General features: G+C 71.2%; 13 protein-coding genes and 2 tRNA genes. 6 read left to right on the top strand and 9 right to left on the bottom strand.

Annotated elements, in window-relative coordinates; translation table 11 throughout:
- Positions 1-7 precede the first annotated feature (7 nt).
- Positions 8-529: a DUF1877 family protein gene (locus RYJ27_RS01570; protein ID WP_330171047.1), complete on the bottom strand. Its 522-nt coding sequence runs from the start codon at positions 527-529 to the stop codon at positions 8-10.
- Between the two features lie 733 nt (positions 530-1262).
- Here RYJ27_RS01570 and RYJ27_RS01565 point away from each other — a divergent pair.
- Positions 1263-1832 (top strand): helix-turn-helix transcriptional regulator, encoded by a 570-nt coding sequence (locus RYJ27_RS01565; RefSeq protein WP_330171046.1) that lies wholly within the window; start codon positions 1263-1265, stop codon positions 1830-1832.
- The gene (locus RYJ27_RS01560) at positions 1829-3124 is read left to right on the top strand and encodes a HipA domain-containing protein (RefSeq protein WP_330171045.1); all 1296 of its coding nucleotides are present in this window, start codon (positions 1829-1831) and stop codon (positions 3122-3124) included. The genes RYJ27_RS01565 and RYJ27_RS01560 overlap by 4 nt, the downstream gene beginning before the upstream one ends.
- A 501-nt stretch (positions 3125-3625) precedes the next feature.
- Here the strand turns inward: RYJ27_RS01560 and RYJ27_RS01555 are convergent.
- The 5 genes from RYJ27_RS01555 to serS all read right to left on the bottom strand — a co-directional run bounded on the left by RYJ27_RS01555 (position 3626) and on the right by serS (position 7503).
- Positions 3626-3714 (bottom strand) — tRNA-Ser (locus tag RYJ27_RS01555).
- 74 nt (positions 3715-3788) lie between these two features.
- Positions 3789-5051, bottom strand: coding sequence for an LCP family protein (locus RYJ27_RS01550; RefSeq protein ID WP_330171044.1), 1263 nt, complete (start codon positions 5049-5051; stop codon positions 3789-3791).
- 43 nt (positions 5052-5094) lie between these two features.
- A tRNA-Ser gene (locus tag RYJ27_RS01545) sits at positions 5095-5179 on the bottom strand.
- 111 nt (positions 5180-5290) lie between these two features.
- A complete protein-coding gene (locus RYJ27_RS01540) occupies positions 5291-6241 on the bottom strand; it encodes an HAD hydrolase family protein (protein WP_330171043.1) in 951 nt (316 codons plus the stop codon).
- A complete protein-coding gene (gene serS / locus RYJ27_RS01535; protein ID WP_330171042.1) occupies positions 6238-7503 on the bottom strand; it encodes a serine--tRNA ligase in 1266 nt (421 codons plus the stop codon). The genes RYJ27_RS01540 and serS overlap by 4 nt, the downstream gene beginning before the upstream one ends.
- A gap of 76 nt (positions 7504-7579) precedes the next feature.
- Between serS and RYJ27_RS01530 the strand changes: the two genes are divergently transcribed.
- From RYJ27_RS01530 to RYJ27_RS01520, 3 genes are all read left to right on the top strand, one after another.
- The gene (locus RYJ27_RS01530) at positions 7580-8818 is read left to right on the top strand and encodes a diacylglycerol/lipid kinase family protein (RefSeq protein WP_330171041.1); all 1239 of its coding nucleotides are present in this window, start codon (positions 7580-7582) and stop codon (positions 8816-8818) included.
- 63 nt (positions 8819-8881) lie between these two features.
- Positions 8882-10255: a cryptochrome/photolyase family protein gene (locus RYJ27_RS01525; RefSeq protein ID WP_330171040.1), complete on the top strand. Its 1374-nt coding sequence runs from the start codon at positions 8882-8884 to the stop codon at positions 10253-10255.
- A 163-nt stretch (positions 10256-10418) separates the two neighbouring features.
- Positions 10419-11483 carry an LLM class flavin-dependent oxidoreductase gene (locus tag RYJ27_RS01520; RefSeq protein WP_330171039.1) on the top strand — a complete coding sequence of 355 codons (1065 nt, stop codon included), beginning with the start codon at positions 10419-10421 and terminating at the stop codon, positions 11481-11483.
- 172 nt (positions 11484-11655) lie between these two features.
- Here the strand turns inward: RYJ27_RS01520 and pheA are convergent, their stop codons facing one another.
- On the bottom strand, positions 11656-12612 hold the full coding sequence (pheA, locus tag RYJ27_RS01515) for a prephenate dehydratase (protein WP_330171038.1): 957 nt from the start codon (positions 12610-12612) through the stop codon (positions 11656-11658).
- 216 nt (positions 12613-12828) lie between these two features.
- Here pheA and pgm point away from each other — a divergent pair, with 216 nt between their 5' ends.
- Entirely contained in the window at positions 12829-14469 is a 1641-nt protein-coding gene (pgm, locus tag RYJ27_RS01510) for a phosphoglucomutase (alpha-D-glucose-1,6-bisphosphate-dependent) (RefSeq protein ID WP_330171037.1), read from the top strand.
- 27 nt (positions 14470-14496) lie between these two features.
- Here pgm and RYJ27_RS01505 read toward each other — a convergent pair whose 3' ends face one another.
- Both RYJ27_RS01505 and RYJ27_RS01500 read right to left on the bottom strand, forming a co-directional pair.
- A complete protein-coding gene (locus RYJ27_RS01505) occupies positions 14497-15615 on the bottom strand; it encodes a glycerate kinase (protein WP_330171036.1) in 1119 nt (372 codons plus the stop codon).
- Positions 15612-16589 carry a LacI family DNA-binding transcriptional regulator gene (locus tag RYJ27_RS01500; protein WP_330171035.1) on the bottom strand — a complete coding sequence of 326 codons (978 nt, stop codon included), beginning with the start codon at positions 16587-16589 and terminating at the stop codon, positions 15612-15614. Before RYJ27_RS01500 ends, RYJ27_RS01505 begins: the two co-directional genes overlap by 4 nt.
- Positions 16590-16732 lie beyond the last annotated feature (143 nt).

The following is a 16732-nucleotide window of genomic DNA, read 5'->3' as shown; positions in this document are numbered from 1 at the left end:
GACCGAGTCACCCGATGAGGTAGACCATCCCGCGACCGTCTGTCGCGAGCGCCTCGACGAACTCCTGTGCCCGCGTGAGGTAGTCGAGGACGTAGCGGAGCTCGTCGTCATCGTCGGCTCCGTGTCGGCTGCGCCAGGTGCGCGCCCACGTTCGCACCTGGTCCTCGTCGATCGCACAGAGGTCGTCCCGAATCGCCGGCATCTCCGCCGGGAGGATCGTCCTCACCCACGGGTCCCACCCGAGCCCATGCATCGTTACGCCCCCCTCGAACATCCGGTAGCAGGAGCCTGCGTCGGGAACATCGGTCGTCGGACACGTGAGGGATTGCAGGGCGGACCATGCCTTGTCGAGATAGAGCATGTCGCGCTTCGGCGAGACCTGCTCGAACGTCGCGATACTCACGCTCGCGTGCGGCTCCAAGCCCCACGCGTCAGCGAGCGGATCGCTGGAGAGGATGCTGTGCGGGTCATCGACCGCCTGCTGAGCAAGGTCGGCATCGAAGGCATATGCGTAGTAGCGGATTCCCATGCGGCCAGCATCCCGACGAGGACGTCGCTCCGATCGCGACATCCGACGGGCTGGGGACGGCGCGCCCGAATCCGCCGTTGTGGAGGAACGGAGGCCGCAGTGGAGGCGTTCGCATGGCCCCCTGGAGACCGAGGGATACGCCCCCCGCCCTCCCTGGCGGACACGCGGATTCTTCACCCCTCGACGACTTCAAACGAGCAGGTTGATGAGCGGGGGATTTGAACCCTCGGTCCCCGTGAGGGGACTCCACCTTAGCAGGGTCGAAATGGGCCAAATCGGCCCGGCAAGCTCACTGGTCCGGATTCCGCGAGATTCCGCGCAATCCGGGCTTGATCAGGCTGCTTTCGGAGCGCTTGGTGCAACTCGTGACGCACGCTATCCACGGAAGCCACGCGATCATCGGCGTTCACGGGATGCTCGGGGACCCCTGGGGGACCCCCGCCGCAACCCGGATTCGGTCTTCACGGATCTTCTGCCGGCGCTCAGACGTGGCCGCGCCAATCGCGCTGACGGGAACCACCTCTCAACCATAATCGCGTCGACCGAGGGAAGCCTCATGGCAGCGGCGACCGAGGTCGGTGTTCCAGGCTCCGCGAGGCGATGCCCAGGCACGATGCCCAAACATGTTGCATTTTTGGCACATCGTTGGGATGTGCTATTTACAGTACATCCACTACGATGGTAGATTTTTCTACCGAAGACTTGCGGTGCTATTTTTCTAACATAAATTGGGGTGATCGACGTGAAGTTGCAGACACCATCAGACCTCGCCCGCCTGGTAAAGAACGCCCGCGCCCAGCGGAACCTCACCCAGCAGGATGTCGCCGACGCCGTCGGCATCACTCGTCAGTCCCTCGCCCGCCTCGAACGCGGCAACGGTGGCACCTCCTTCGATACGGTGTTGCTCATCATCGATCACCTCGGCATCCACCTGGACGCCACCACCGACCGCCGCACTACTGCTCCCGTCGCAGTCGCCACGAGGGGTGCCGCCCAGGCCGCGGCTGACGCACTCACCACGCGCATCACACCACTGATCGACTCGGGGATGCTCGAAGCGCTCAACAAGCAGATCACTGGCTCGCTCCCCCAGATCGACACCTCTGGCATCCTCACGCAGATCGAGGCCAACCTCGATCCCGCAACACTTGCCTCCGCCCGCGCAGCCGCCCGCGGACTCACCGAGCGTCTCACCATCCCTGGCTCCGTCCTCAACAATCCGCCGCGAGCGGTGGAAGCCGGCTCCCCGACCACCGCTGAGGCCCAAACGGGCGCCGACCCACATGCCGCAGGTATCGAATGATCCGCACCCTCGACGTGTACCTCTACGACGCCTACGTCGGCACGATCACCCGGCGAGGCGAGAACCTGCAGTTGCGCTACCTGCCCGAGTACGTCGCATCGGACAGCCCCGTCCCCATCTCCGTGACACTTCCCGTCGTCTCCACCCCGTTCGGGAACGACGACACCAAGCGATTCCTCGGCAACCTCCTGCCAGACCGCGCCGACGTCCGTTCCCGCTGGGCGCGGGAAGCGAAGTTGACCAGCGAGAGCACCTTCGATCTGCTCTCCGTCTACGGCGCCGATGTCGCCGGCGCGCTCGAGTTCTACCCTGCAGGCACATCACCCAGGCAGGAGGAGAACCTGACGCCGCTCACCGAGAACGAGATCGGCGACCGGATCCGGCAGATCCGTCGAGACGACTCCGACTGGCTACAGCATCGCGCCGTCGAACAAGGGTTCTCCCTCGGCGGCGCTCAGGGAAAGTTCGCGCTCGCCCTTCGCAACGACCAGTGGTTCGAGCCGTCTGGGCGGCAGCCGTCGACACACATCTTCAAACCAGGCATCCAGCCACTGCCCGGCTCCGACGTCACCGAGCACATCACCCTGCAGGTCGCGCGCCTGCTCGGGATCGATGCGGCCGCATCAGTGATCGCCGAGTTCGACGGCGAGCACGTCCTCATCGTGGAACGCTTCGACCGCTTCGACAACAACGGCGCCATCGGCCGACTCCACCAGGAAGACCTCGCGCAAGCCACCGGGACCTCGCACGTTCAAAAGTATGAGTCCGATGGCGGCCCCGGCTACCGCGACATCTTCACGGTCTTCGACCGCAACCTCAGCGCCGTCGACGCCAGGACCGCCAAGGAGCGGTTCGCGAAGCTGCACGTCTTCTCCTGGATCATCGGCCACAACGACGGCCACTCCAAGAACTACTCCCTCACCCACGTGCCCGGTCGCAGCGTGCTCGCCCCCTTCTACGACCTGAACACCTCGCTCCCGTTCACGCAGCGAGAGCAAGTCCTCGCGCACGACCCTGCCGTATTCGACAACGTCGAGCTCGCCATCGCCGTCGACGGCGCGAACACTCTCGGCACTTTCAACGCCGACAGCATCCGACGCCTCGAAGCCGACACCGGGCTCGCTGAAGGGCAGCTGCGGGAGTTCGCTCTACGGATCGCCGCAGGCCTCCAGCCCGCCGTCGCCGTGGTCATCGAAGCGCTCCCCGACCGCCTGAGAGAGCTCCCCGCCGTCGCGCTCTACCCGCACGCTACGTACACGCAAACCCGCCGAGTCATCAACGCCCTCACCTGACCTGGGCCATCCTCGCCTCGCGCGCAGCACGATGGCTTCCCCGGGGCAAATAAAATCCCCGCCAATCCGGAGACGGGAGGGAGCAATGGACCAAGCATAGGTCGGCCACCTCAACAGTCTGTCAACTCGACGCGACCGGTTTCGACGTGCGCCGCACGGCGCCGTCACCCGCGTTCGGTCGAGATCGAGAAGCCTTCCTTGGCGACAACGCGACGGCGCCGATTGTGCATGCGCTCCAGCACGGGTACGGCTACATCCCGGAAGTCGTGAACGGTCGGCAGGTCGGGTGAGTCGCTCTCTCCGGCGAGCACGACGACCGGAAACCCGCGGAATTCCGCGCCGAATGAGGGTGCAGCTCTCCCGAAACCGCTGTCCATATCGGTCGCAAGGGCCCCTGGGGGTCCCCACTTGGGGACCCTTGGGGGACCCCGCCGCCAGATCGGGCATCTCGAGCATCATCAGCGCAAACGCAAAATCCCCGGATGACCGGGGATTTTTCCGCGGAGACGGAGGGATTTGAACCCTCGGTCCCCGTGAGGGGACTCCACCTTAGCAGGGTGGTGCACTAGGCCTGACTATGCGACGTCTCCATGGCACCCAACGCGAAACGGCGCGGGTGCACCTGGCAATACTAACGGCTCCGTCCGCCCACGACGAATGCGGGTCAGGCGTTGCCGTTCGAGCAGGTCTCCATCGCCGCCGTCTGTCCCGCGATGGAGGGCGGCAGCGTCGCCACCGCCTCGCCCGGCTCCTCCGAGGGAGCGGGCGACGCCTGCTCGGTCGGGTCCGTCGACGGATCGGCGGGAGCGGGCGTCTCCACGATGACGCCGTCCCCCTGGCTCGCCTCGCCGCTCAGCTGGATCGGCTTATTGGCCTCGAGGGCGGCCCACAGCTCATTCGCCGCTGCGTAGTTCGGCACCACTCGGTTGGTGTCGAACGGGTCGTCGACGACCGGGTAGGAGACGAAGACGATCTCCTCGAACGGCACGTCCTTCACCGCAAGGGCGATCTGCACCATCGTGAGCGGATTGGTGAGCGTCTGGCTCGCCGTGATGTTGTTCAGGGCGGTCGTCGCCAGCGAGTACAGCGTCGCGGGGTTCGAGAGCGTCTCGTTGCTGATCAGCTTACGCGCCAGGCGGGACATGTACTGCTGCTGGTTCGAGATGCGCCCCAGGTCGCCGCCGTTGCCGACGCCGTGGCGGGTGCGCAGGAACTGCAGCGCCTCGAGGCCCTGCAGGTTGCGGTTGCCCTCCGGCCAGTCGATCCCCGTGTGGTAGTCCTTGATGCCGTTCGCGATGCACACCTCGACGCCGCCGATGGCGTTCGTGATCTCGATCACGCCACCCCAGGTGACGGATGCCGCGAAGGGAATGTCCTGGCCCGAGAGCTCGGAGACCGTCTTCACGGCGCACGCCAGGCCGCCGTACGAGAAGGTCGCGTTGAGGGGCTGCTTGCTCATCGCCGACGATGTGCGGCCGGTCTCGGGGTCGGTGCACTCGGGGATCGGGATCATGAGATCGCGCGGGAAGCTGACCACCGTCACCCGGCGCGGCTCGTCGGAGATGTGAACGAGCATGTTGACGTCGTTGAGCTCGCCCCCGGCATCCGCTCCCGTGCACCGGTCGCCGAACAGCTCCGCATACTCGGGCTCGCACGCGTCGGTGCCCGCGAGGAACAGGTTGACTCCGCCCTCGATCTCGCCGATGTCGGGCGGCACCGCCGCCTGGCCCTCCAGCTCGACGGCGGCGCTCGTGAAGCTCGTGACGGCACTGTAGGCCTGGAACGCGACGACGCCGACGCCCGCGACGAGCACGACCGCGACGGCGACCGCGACGAAACGCACGAGCTGACTCCACACGGAGGGGGAGGAGAGCTCGCCGTGACGGGCGACCGTCGACCGGCGCCTGGGCGCTTTGCTCTCGCTCACTGGTGTCCTCTCGGGCGGGGCCGCTCCCCTGTCGAGCCGGAAGCGGAGGGTGTGGGATTCGAACCCACGGGACATCTCTGCCCACTGGTTTTCAAGACCAGCTCCATCGGCCGCTCGGACAACCCTCCCGGCGGACCGCGAAGCGGCGCCGTCGGTCACCGAGTCTATCCGACCGCGAAGCTGCCCCATTCTGGCAGGAAACGGCTGGCAGGGCGCTGAAAGCGGATGCCGGGGCGTCCTCAGCGCCCGAGCGCGCCGAGGATCGCGGCCACGCCGCCCTCCTGCACCGACGTGGTCACCTCGCCGGCGACGGCGCGCACCTCGTCCGGGCCCTGGGCCATCGCGATCGCGCGTCCGCCGTTGCGCAGCGCCCACTCGAACATGCCGACGTCGTTGCGCCCGTCGCCCATCACGAGCACCCGGTCGGCGGGAAGACCGAGCCAGCCGCGCACGAGCTCGAGAGCGGTTCCCTTGTCCACGCCCTGCGGGGCGATATCGAGCCAGGCCGTCCAACCGATCGCGTACGACACCTGATTCAGGCCGATCCGCTCGACCAATGAGAGGAAGTCCCCCTCCTCGTGCTCGGGCGACACGACGACGACGCGGCACACGGGCTGCGCCGTCAGCTCCTCGAAGCTCACGCGGTGCGCCGCGAGGAGGTTCCAGTCGTCGAGGTACTCGGTGTAGAGCCGCTCACCGCCCGGGAGCTCGACGAGGTAGTGCGCGTCGGGCAGGTGCTCGCGCAGCAGGGTCAGCACCGTCGTCGCGTCGAAGGTCTCGGTGTGCACGCGCTCGTACGCGAGGTCGTCGGCATCCACCCGCTTCAGCACGACCGCGCCGTTGGAGCAGACGACGTATTCGGGCGCGATGCCGAGCACCCGCAGGATGCCGCGGGTGCCATCCCAGCTGCGCCCCGTCGCGAGCATCACCTCGTTGCCCGCCGCGGCCGCGTCCTTCACGGCGTCGACGACCCCCGGGCTCGGGGACTCGTCCTCGAGCAGGACGGTGCCGTCGATGTCGAGCACGATCAGGATGGGGCCCGCAGTGCCCTCGGGCGAGCCGTCCGCGACCGTCTCGTCGGCGATCTCCTCGACCAGCTCGGCCGCGTCGTCGGGTTCGACGACCTCGACCGAGCCCGGCTCGGGGAGCGCTTCGGTCTCGTCCGCCGTCGTGGCGCGATCTTCGCTCACGCGACCGGCTCCAGAACCTCGAGGCCTCCGAGGTAGGGCCGCAGCACCTCGGGGACCTTCACCGATCCGTCCGCCTGCTGGTGGGTCTCCAGGAGGGCGACGAGCCAGCGCGTCGTGGCGAGGGTTCCGTTGAGGGTCGCGACCGTCTGCGTCTTCCCACCGTCAGGCCGGTGACGGATGTCGAGCCGGCGCGCCTGATAGGTCGTGCAGTTCGAGGTCGAGGTCAGTTCCCGGTAGGCCCCCTGCGTGGGGATCCAGGCTTCGATGTCGAACTTGCGCGCCGCCGACGACCCGAGATCACCCGCGGCGACGTCGATGACGCGGTACGCCAGGCCCAGGGGCTGCAGCATCTGCTCCTGCCAGGCGAGCAGCCGCTCGTGCTCGGCCGCGGCATCCTCGGGCGTCGTGTAGACGAACATCTCGAGCTTGTTGAACTGGTGCACGCGGATGATCCCGCGGGTGTCCTTGCCGTGCGACCCCGCCTCGCGCCGGTAGCAGGTGGACCAGCCGGCATAGCGGAGCGGGCCGCGGGAGAGATCGATGATCTCGTCCTTGTGATAGCCCGCGAGCGCGACCTCGCTCGTGCCCACGAGGTACAGGTCGTCGGCCTCGAGACGGTAGATCTCGTCGGCGTGCTCTCCGAGGAAACCCGTGCCCCGCATGATGTCGGGGCGCACGAGAGTGGGGGTGATGAGCGGCGTGAAGCCGTTGTCGAGGGCGGTGTTCAGCGCGAGGTTCATCAGCGCGATCTCGAGCCGGGCGCCCACGCCCTTGAGGAAGTAGAAGCGCGCCCCCGAGACCTTCGCCCCCCGCTCCATGTCGATCGCGTCGAGCCTCTCGCCGAGCTCGAGGTGATCGAGCGGCTCGAAGTCGAAGCTCGCCGGCTCGCCCACCGTGCGCAGCGTCACGAAGTCGGCCTCACCGCCGGCGGGGACGCCGTCGATGACGACGTTCTCGATGCGCGAGAGGGCGGATGCCGCGGCCTCCTCCACCTCGGCGGCCCGCTGCTGGGCGGCCTTGACGCGGTCGGCGAGGCCCTTCGCCTCGGCCACGAGCGCGGCCTTCTCCTCCTTGGGAGCCTTCGCGACCTGCTTGCCGAAGGCGTTCTGCGCGGCGCGCAACTCTTCGTACTCGGCGATCGCGGCACGGCGGTCGCGGTCGGCGGCGAGGGCCGCATCGACGGTCTCGGGCGAATGCCCGCGCGCCGCCTGCGAGCGCTTCACCAGATCAGGGTCATCGCGGAGCAGCACGGGGTCGATCACCCGAACAGTCTAGGGCGCGCGATTCGGGCCCCGGGCGGGCCGGGGGCCGGCGCCCGGCTGAGCCTAAGGTGGGACCATGACCGCGGCATCCGGCACCTCTGACGACGACCGCGCCGCGGACGCACCCGGTCCCGTCGATGAGGCGGGGGCCGGAGAGGCGCCCTCCGATCAGGTGAATGCGGCCGCTCCCGACCCGAAGCAGGCCGCCGCGCCCGACGACGTCATCCGCGAGCCGGAGGACGTCGAGCCCGACACGGCCGACGGCGAGGGCGGCGAGGCCCGCCAGGTCACCCCCGAGGGCGAGCCTGCACCGATGGAGGAGCCCGACGATTCGCTCCGCAAGCGGGCGGCCCTCGTCTACAACCCCATCAAGGTCGACCAGGAGCGCCTGCGCGACCTCGTCACGCGGATGTCGGAGTCCGCGGGCTGGGCCGAGCCGATCTTCTTCGAGACCACGGTCGACGACCTCGGCGACGACGTCACGCGGCTGGCCCTCGAGGAGGGGGCCGACGCGGTGCTCGTCGCGGGCGGCGACGGGACGGTGCGCGCCGTGTCGGAGGCGATGGCCGGCTCGGACGTCCCGCTGACGATCGTCCCCAGCGGCACCGGCAACCTGCTCGCGCGCAACCTCAACCTGCCGTTGAACGACCCCGAGCTGATGATCGCCGCGACCTTCGCCGGCGCGACGCATCCCATCGACATCGGCTTCGCCGACATCCGCCGCCATGACGGCTCGCGCGAGCGCCATGCCTTCGTCGTCATGGCGGGCATCGGGCTGGATGCCGCGATGATCGCCAACACCAGCCCGCAGCTGAAGAAGTCGGTCGGCTGGGTGGCCTACGTCGACGGCGCGGCCCGCTCGCTTGCGACCGCGAAGCCCTTCCGCGTGATGTACCAGATGAAGGACGGCCGGCTGCACTCCGCGAAGGTGCAGAGCGTGCTCTTCGCCAACTGCGGCGCGCTGCCGGCCGGGATCGCCCTGATCCCGGAGGCCTCCGTCGCCGACGGGATCCTGGATGTCGCCGTCCTCCAGCCGACGGGCTGGTTCGGCTGGATCGGCGTGTGGCGCAAGGTGTGGTGGGACAACAGCGTGCTCCGGCGCTTCCGCGCGGGGCGCCGCGTACTCGAGCGGCGCGGGCGCAACAGCTCCGTGCGGTTCCTGCGGGGCGAGGGCATCGAGCTCGCGACCTCCCCCGCCCAGCCGATCGAGCTCGACGGCGACGAGTTCGGCGAAGCCGTGCGCATCCGGTGCACGATCCAGGCCGGGGGCCTGCGCGTCGTCGTGCCCGACGGTCACGACACCAGCAGGCTGTAGACGGCGGGCCGCGTGCCGTCAAGCGCGCGAAGCCGGGCGCGGACCGCCGGTAGCATCCGGGGCATGACAAGCCCCAGCATCGTCTGGCTGCGCGACGACCTGCGTCTGGCGGACAACCCCGCTCTGCGGGCGGCGCTCGACCGCGACGAGCCGGTGGTCGTGCTCTACGTGCTGGACGAGGTCTCGCCCGGCATCCGCCCCCTCGGCGGCGCGGCGAAGTGGTGGCTGCACGGGTCGCTCGCCTCTCTCGGCGAGCGCCTGCGCGAGAAGGGGGGCGAACTGGTGCTGCGCCGGGGCCCCGCCACACGGGTCGTCGCCGACGTGGTGGAGGATGCCGGCGCCGGCGCCGTGTTCTGGAACAGGCGCTACGGGGCCGCCGAGCGGGAGGTCGACGGGGGCCTGAAGGAGACGCTGCGGGGCGACGGCATCGAGGTCGCGTCGTTCGCGGCATCCGTGCTCTTCGAGCCGTGGACCGTGCGCACGGGATCGGGCGGCCCCTACTCGGTGTTCACGCCCTTCTGGAAGGCCTGCCAGGCCCTGCCGGCACCGCGGGCGCCCCTGCCCGAACCGCGCGACGTGCCCGGGCCGGGGTCGTCCCCCGCATCGGACGCCCTCGACGACTGGGGCCTGCTGCCGACGGTGCCCGATTGGGCCGAGGGCCTGCGCGAGACGTGGGAGCCGGGCGAGCCCGCCGCGCGCGCCCGCCTGCGCGGCTTCCTCTCCGACGACCTCGACGACTACGACCGCGCCCGCGACGAGCCCGCCGCCGGGGCGACCTCGCAGCTGTCGCCGCGCCTGCGCTGGGGCGAGCTCAGCCCGTACACGGTATGGCACGAGACCGTCGCGGCGCGCGAGTCGGGTGCGAATCCCGGCGCGGCATCCCGGTTCCTCTCCGAGATCGGGTGGCGCGAGTTCGCCGCGCACGTGCTGTTCCACCACCCCGACCTCGCGACGAAGAACCTGCGGGCCGAGTTCGACGCCTTCCCCTGGCCGCGGCTCGAGCCCTCGCACCTCGAGGCGTGGCAGCAGGGCAGGACGGGGGTGCCGCTCGTCGACGCCGGCATGCGGGAGCTGTGGCGCACCGGCATCATGCACAACCGTGTGCGGATGGTCACGGCGTCGTACCTCATCAAGAACCTGATGATCGACTGGCGGCGCGGCGAGGAGTGGTTCTGGGACACGCTCGTCGATGCCGACGGCGCCTCGAACCCCTTCAACTGGCAGTGGGTCGCGGGATCGGGGGCGGATGCCGCGCCCTATTTCCGCGTCTTCAACCCCGAGCTGCAGGCGCAGAAGTTCGACCCCCGCGGCTCGTACGTCCGCGAATGGGCGCCCGATCATGCGGCGGGCGACGGGCCGGAGCCGCTCGTGGATCTCAAGGCCTCGCGCGCCGCCGCGCTGCGGGCGTACGAGGAGGTCAAGCAGGCCGCGCGCTGAGGGGGCCCGGGCCCTCGGGCGTCGAGGAGCGCGGCGGACCCGGACAACATTCCGGAGACATCGGCGCCCCGCGGCCGATCGGGTGCTCTGGGACCGGCAGGAGCCGCGAGCCTCCGGAGTGTTGTCCGGGAATGCGCGGCGACCCCGGGCGTTTCACTCTGCGATGTCCACTCCCACTGCCCCCGCCCTGTCCGTCCTCGACCTGGTGCCCGTGCGACACGGGCAGTCCAGCGGACAGGCCGTCGCGGCCTCCCTCGACCTCGCCCGTCATGCCGACGACCTCGGGTACCGCCGGTACTGGTTCGCCGAGCACCACAACATGCCGGCCGTCGCCTCGACGACGCCGCCCGTGCTGATCGCGGCCGCCGTGGCGCGTACCGCGCGCATCCGCGTCGGCTCCGGCGGGGTCATGCTGCCCAACCACTCGCCGCTCATCGTCGCCGAGCAGTTCGCGGCGCTCGAAGCCCTCGCGCCCGGCCGCATCGATCTCGGCATCGGCCGCGCCCCCGGTAGCGACCCCGTCATCACGCAGCTGCTGCGCCAGTCGGGCACGACGAGCGACGTCGACCGCTTCCCCGAGCACGTCCGCGACATCGTCGCGATGGCCTCCCCCGAGGGCGCGACGGTGCGGTTCACCAGCGGCGGCACCTACGACGTGCACGCGACGCCCGCGGCATCCGGGTCGCCCGATGTATGGCTGCTCGGCTCGAGCGACTACTCGGCGCAGCTGGCCGCGTCGTTCGGGCTGCCCTACGTCTTCGCCAACCACTTCGCGGGCGAGGGACTCGAGCGCGCCCTCGAGCTCTACCGCGGCCAGTTCCAGCCGAGCGAGACCCACCCCGAGCCGCGCACGTTCGTCACGGTCAACGCCGTCGCGTCCCCCACGCTCGAGGAGGCCGAGGCGCGGGCGCTGCCGCAGTTGCGCATGATGGCACGGCTGCGCACGAACAAGCCGCTCATCCCGCTCGAGACGGTGGAGCAGGCCGCCGCCGCCCCGATGGATCCCCTCGCCGAGTCGTTCGTCGCGTCGGCGAGGCAGCGGTGGTTCGTCGGCACCGGCGAGCAGGTCGCGGCGGATGTCGCGGCCTTCGCCGCCCGCCACGGCGTCGACGAGGTCATGCTGGCCCCCGTCGCCGCGGCGTACGACGGTGAGCCGATGGATGCCGCGGGCGGCCGCGCGCAGACGCTCGAGCTCGTCGCGGCGGGCGCCGGCGCCCTCGTCGCCTGACGCACGCGTCGCCCCCGCCCCGCCCCGCCACCCGCGGCGTCCCGCCCCGCCCGCCCGCGGGTCGCCCCGGCGCCCGTTCCCCTGTCGCAAACCGCTCGTCGCCGCGGCGCGGGACGACCGTTCGCGACAGGCGAGCAGCGCGGGACGACCGTTCGCGGGTGAGCGCCGCGGGTTACGCCTCCGGCTCCCCGCTGAGCAGGGCGCGCAGCCAGTCGCGCGCCTCGACGAAGACGTCGTCGGAGTAGCGGTCGGGGTAGCGCACGACGGTGCGGTCGGCCCGCGGATACGAGCCGAGGTAGAGCACCTTCGGGCTGAACCGGCGCAGGCCCAAGAGCGCGTCGGCCATGCGTTCGTCGTGGATGTGCCCGTCGGCGTCGATGACGAACCGGTAGCGGCCGAGCGCGTCGCCGATCGGCCGCGAGGCGAGCAGGCTGAGGTTGATGCCGCGGGTGGCGAACTGCTCCAGCAGCTCGAGCAGTGCACCCGGGTGGTCTTCCGGCAGCTCCACGATGAGCGAGGTCTTGTCGGCGCCGGTCGGGGGCGCGGGGGCCACCGTCCGGCTCACCAGCACGAACCGGGTGACCGCGTTCGGGTTGTCGCCGATGTTGCGGGCCAGCACGACGAGGTCGTGGTGCTCGGTGATCGTCGGGGGCGCGATGGCGGCATCCGCGTCGCTCGTTCCGTCGAGGAGCCCGACGGCGCTCGCGACGTTGCTCGCCGCGGGCAGGTGGGCGTGCTCCGGCAGGGTGCGCGTGAGCCACTGCAGGCACTGCCCGTACGCCACGGGGTGCGCCGCGACGGTCGACACGTCCTCGAGCGACGAACCGGGCCGCCCCACGAGCACGAAATCCACCGGCACGAGGTACTCGCCGATGATCCGCAGCCCCGGAACGGTCGCCAGCGCGTCCTGCGCCGTGGAGACCCCGCCGTCGACCGAGTTCTCGATCGCGATCATCGCGGCGTGAGAGCGCCCCTCCACGACGTCCGCGAGCGCCTCCCCGACGTTGCGGACGGGCCGCCACCGCTGGTTCCTCGCCTCCGGGACCTGCGCGAGCGCCGCCTCGGTGAACGTTCCGGCCGGCCCGAGATACGAGTACGTGCGGGGGGCGGGATCGGCGGGGCTGGTCACAAGCAGTCAGCCTACTCGGGCGTGCGCGTCCCGTTCCGGCCACGCACCGCCACCGCCACGAGTTCGTGGTCGTCGACGACCGCCACGCGGGCGGGCCCGACCGTCGGCTGCACTTCCGTCACACGGGACACTCTCGAACCATATCGACACGCGCGCGCCGAGGAACGAACGCGGCGAAAGGATGCCCCCGCGTCCGCGGCACGGCAGACTAAAGACATGAGCCGTGCAGGACAGCCCGCCGAAGCATCCGATCTGATCGACGTCGACGAGCTGATCGCCGCGTACTACGACAGGAAGCCGGATGCCTCGGTGCCCGAGCAGCGCGTCGCCTTCGGCACGAGCGGCCACCGCGGCTCGAGCCTGTCGACGAGCTTCAACGAGGACCACATCCTCGCCACGACGCAAGCGATCGTGGACTACCGGCGGGCGCAGGGCCTCACCGGTCCGCTGTTTCTCGGGCGCGACACGCACGGGCTCTCCCGCCCCGCCGAGCGCACCGCGATCGAGGTGCTCGTCGCCAACCACGTCGACGTGCGCGTCGACTCCCGCGACTCGTGGGTGCCCACCCCCGCCCTCAGCCACGCGATCCTCACCTACAACCGCGACCTCGCCGCCGACTCCCCCGACCGTGCCGACGGCATCGTCGTGACCCCGAGCCACAACCCTCCCCGCGACGGCGGCTTCAAGTACAACCCGCCCCACGGCGGCCCCGCCGACACCGACGCGACCGGCTGGATCGCGAGCCGCGCCAACGAGCTGATCGCGGCGGGCCTCGAGGGCGTCTCCCGAGCCCGCTACGCGGACATCGTCGTCGACACCCTCGGCCGCTACGACTTCCGCGAGGCCTACGTCGCCGACCTCGCCACGATCATCGACCTCGATGCGATCCGCACCTCCGGCATCCGCGTGGGTGCCGACCCCCTGGGCGGCGCATCGGTGGACTACTGGGCCCTGATCGCGGAGAAGTACGGCCTCGACCTCACGGTCGTGAACCCCGACGTCGACCCGACGTGGCGGTTCATGACCCTCGACTGGGACGAGAAGATCCGCATGGACCCCTCGTCGCCGAACGCGATGGCCGCCCTCGTGGCCCGCCGCGACGAGTACGACCTGCTCACGGGGAACGACGCCGACGCCGACCGCCACGGCATCGTCACGCCCGACGCGGGGCTGATGAACCCCAACCACTACCTCGCCGTCGCGATCGACTACCTGTTCTCGCACCGGCCCGGCTGGCCCGCGGATGCCGCGGTGGGCAAGACGCTCGTGTCGTCGATGATCATCGACCGCGTCACGGAGTCGCTCGGCCGCCGCCTGCTGGAGGTCCCCGTCGGCTTCAAGTGGTTCGTCCCGGGTCTCCTCGACGGCTCCGTCGCGTTCGGCGGCGAGGAGTCCGCGGGGGCGTCGTTCCTGCGCACCGACGGATCGGTGTGGACGACCGACAAGGACGGCATCATCCTCTGCCTGCTGGCGGCCGAGATCCTCGCGGTGACGGGCAAGACCCCCTCGCAGCGGTACGCCGAGCTCGAGGAGCAGTTCGGGGCATCCGCCTACCAGCGCGTGGACGCGCCGGCGACGCCGGAGCAGAAGGCGACGCTCGCGAAGCTCTCGCCCGACGCGGTCGAGGCGACGGACCTGGCGGGCGAGCCGATCACCGCGAAGCTCTCGCACGCGCCCGGCAACGGCGCGGCGATCGGCGGCCTTAAGGTGCAGACCGAGCACGCGTGGTTCGCCGCGCGCCCCTCCGGCACGGAGGACGTCTACAAGCTCTACGCCGAGTCCCTGCGGGGCCCCGAGCACCTCGCGCAAGTGCAGGAGGAGGCCCGCGCCGTCGTCTCGGCCGCCCTCGGCGGCTGAGGTCGCCCGCGACGGGATGCCGCGCGGTCAGGCGAAGGTGCGCGCAAGGGCTTCGCCCGCGGCGCGGAGCCAGCGCGCGGCGTCGGCCATCGCGGCATCCGGTGATCCCGCCAGCTCCGCGAGCGAGAGCGTCGCCGCGAACCCCGTCGCGTCGGCCGCCGGATCGATCCTTCCCGCCACGAGGGCGACCGGCACCCCCGCCGCTCGCGCCTGCGCCGCGACGCGGCCCGGCACCTTCCCCCGCGCCGACTGACCGTCGAACGATCCCTCGCCCGTCACGACGACGGATGCCCCGGCCATCGCCTCGCCCAGGCCTATCAAGCGCGCCACGGCATCCGCCCCGCTCTGCAGCGTCGCGCCCCACGCGAGCAGCCCATAGCCCGCGCCGCCGGCGGCTCCGGCGCCCGCGGCATCCGGTTCGCCCCCGAGCCGGTAGGCCAGCACCCGCAGCCCCGCCTCGAGCGCCGCGACCTGCAGGGGCGACGCGCCCTTCTGCGGGCCGAAGACCGCCGCGGCTCCCTCGGGGCCCAGGAGAGGATTCGTCACGTCGGTCAACACGGCCGCCCCGCCCGGCGGGAGGGGGACGAGCGCGTCCGTCTCCACGCGTGCGATGAGGGCGAGCCCGCGGCCGCCGAGCGGCACCGGTGCCCCCGCACTGTCGAGGAAGCGGGCGCCCAGGGCCGACAGCAGGCCCACCCCGCCGTCGGTCGAGCAGCTGCTGCCCACGCCGAGCACGAGCCGCGACACTCCGTGGTCGAGCGCGGCGGCGATCGCCTGACCGAATCCGAGGGTGTGCGCCGCGAGGGGACTCAGGCGGGGCGGCGAGCCGAGCGCCTCGATGCCCGACGTGCCGGCGAGCTCCACGACGCCCGTGCCCTCGGGCGCGTCAGGGGTCGGGGGGAGCAGGAGCCAGTGCGCGTCGAGAGGGGTGTCCGCCGGACCCGTGACCCGCACGGGCATCCGGACCGACCCGGCAACGGCGCGCGCGAACGCATCCAGCGTCCCTTCGCCTCCGTCGGCCATGGGACGCAGCAGCGGGGCGTCGTCGCCCCGCACGGCGCGCCAGCCGTCGGCGAGGGCGACGGCCGCGGCATCCGCCCCGATCGTGCCCTTGAACGAGTCGGGCGCGACGACGACGCGGCTCACGACGCACTCCCGCCGCTGCTGCGCCGCACGATGAGCGTCGTCGGCACGACGTCGTGGGTGGATGCCGCGCCGTCGACCCGGGCGAGCAGCGCCTGCACCGCCCGCGCGCCGAGGGCGTCGAAATCCTGCCGCACGCTCGACAGAGGCGGCCAGTACTCCGCGGCATCCAGCACGTCGTCGAAGCCGACGACCGCGACGTCCTCCGGGATGCGGCGGCCCGCCTCGTGCAGCGCACGGAGGATGCCGAGGGCGATCTGGTCGTTCGCGGCGAAGACGGCGTGCACATCGGGGTCGGCGGCGAGGCGGCGGCCGATGGCGTGGCCGGATGCCGCGGTCCAGTCCGCGCGCCAGACCTTCGGCGCGTCCGCCCCGGCCCGCTCGAGCGCGGTGCGCCAGCCCCGCTCGCGTTCGGCGGCGGCGTACGCCCGTGCAGGACCGGCGACGTGGTGCACGGCGCCCACCCCCGCTCCCAGCAGGTGCGTCGTGGCGGCGGCCGCGCCCCCCGCGTGGTCGGATTCGACCGATGTGAAGCGCTCGTCGCCGCCGGAGTCGATCGCGACCACCGGCATCCCCGCGGGCGGCCCGGCCGCGCGCACCGAGGGCGTCGCCTCGTTGAGCACGATCGCGCCGTCGACGCCCTGGTCGTGGAGCGAGGCGAAGGCCGCCGCGGCATCCTCCCCGCTCCCGCCCGCGAGGCTCGCGACGACGACGGCGTATCCGCGCCCGGCGGCCGCCGCGACGACCGACTCGAGCATGCGGGTGTTGCCGACCGATGCGAGGGTGCGCACGACGACGCCGAGCGTGTGGGTGCGTCCGGTGCGCAGCGCGCGGGCCGCACGGTGCGGCCGATAGCCGAGCGACGCCATCGCCGCCTCGACGCGCGCGCGGGTGGCGGGGTCGACCCGCGCGGACCCGTTCGCGACGCGCGAGACGGTCTGGCCCGACACGCCCGCCGCGGCGGCGACGTCGGCCATCGAGACCCGTCGGTGCATCTGCGCGTCTCCCCCTCGGCGATGGTCGATCGACCCGGACAGAACTCCGGAGAGATCGGGATGTTGACGTCATCATTGCAGGCCCACTACCGTGTTGACGTGAACACTCCGGAATCCCGTCACGC

It is taken from the genome of Microbacterium limosum (assembly GCF_036324365.1).
Classification (GTDB): Bacteria; Actinomycetota; Actinomycetes; order Actinomycetales; family Microbacteriaceae; genus Microbacterium; species Microbacterium limosum.
The sequence above is the reverse complement of the archived record's forward strand: the minus strand, read 5'-3'. Positions and strand labels throughout refer to the sequence as shown.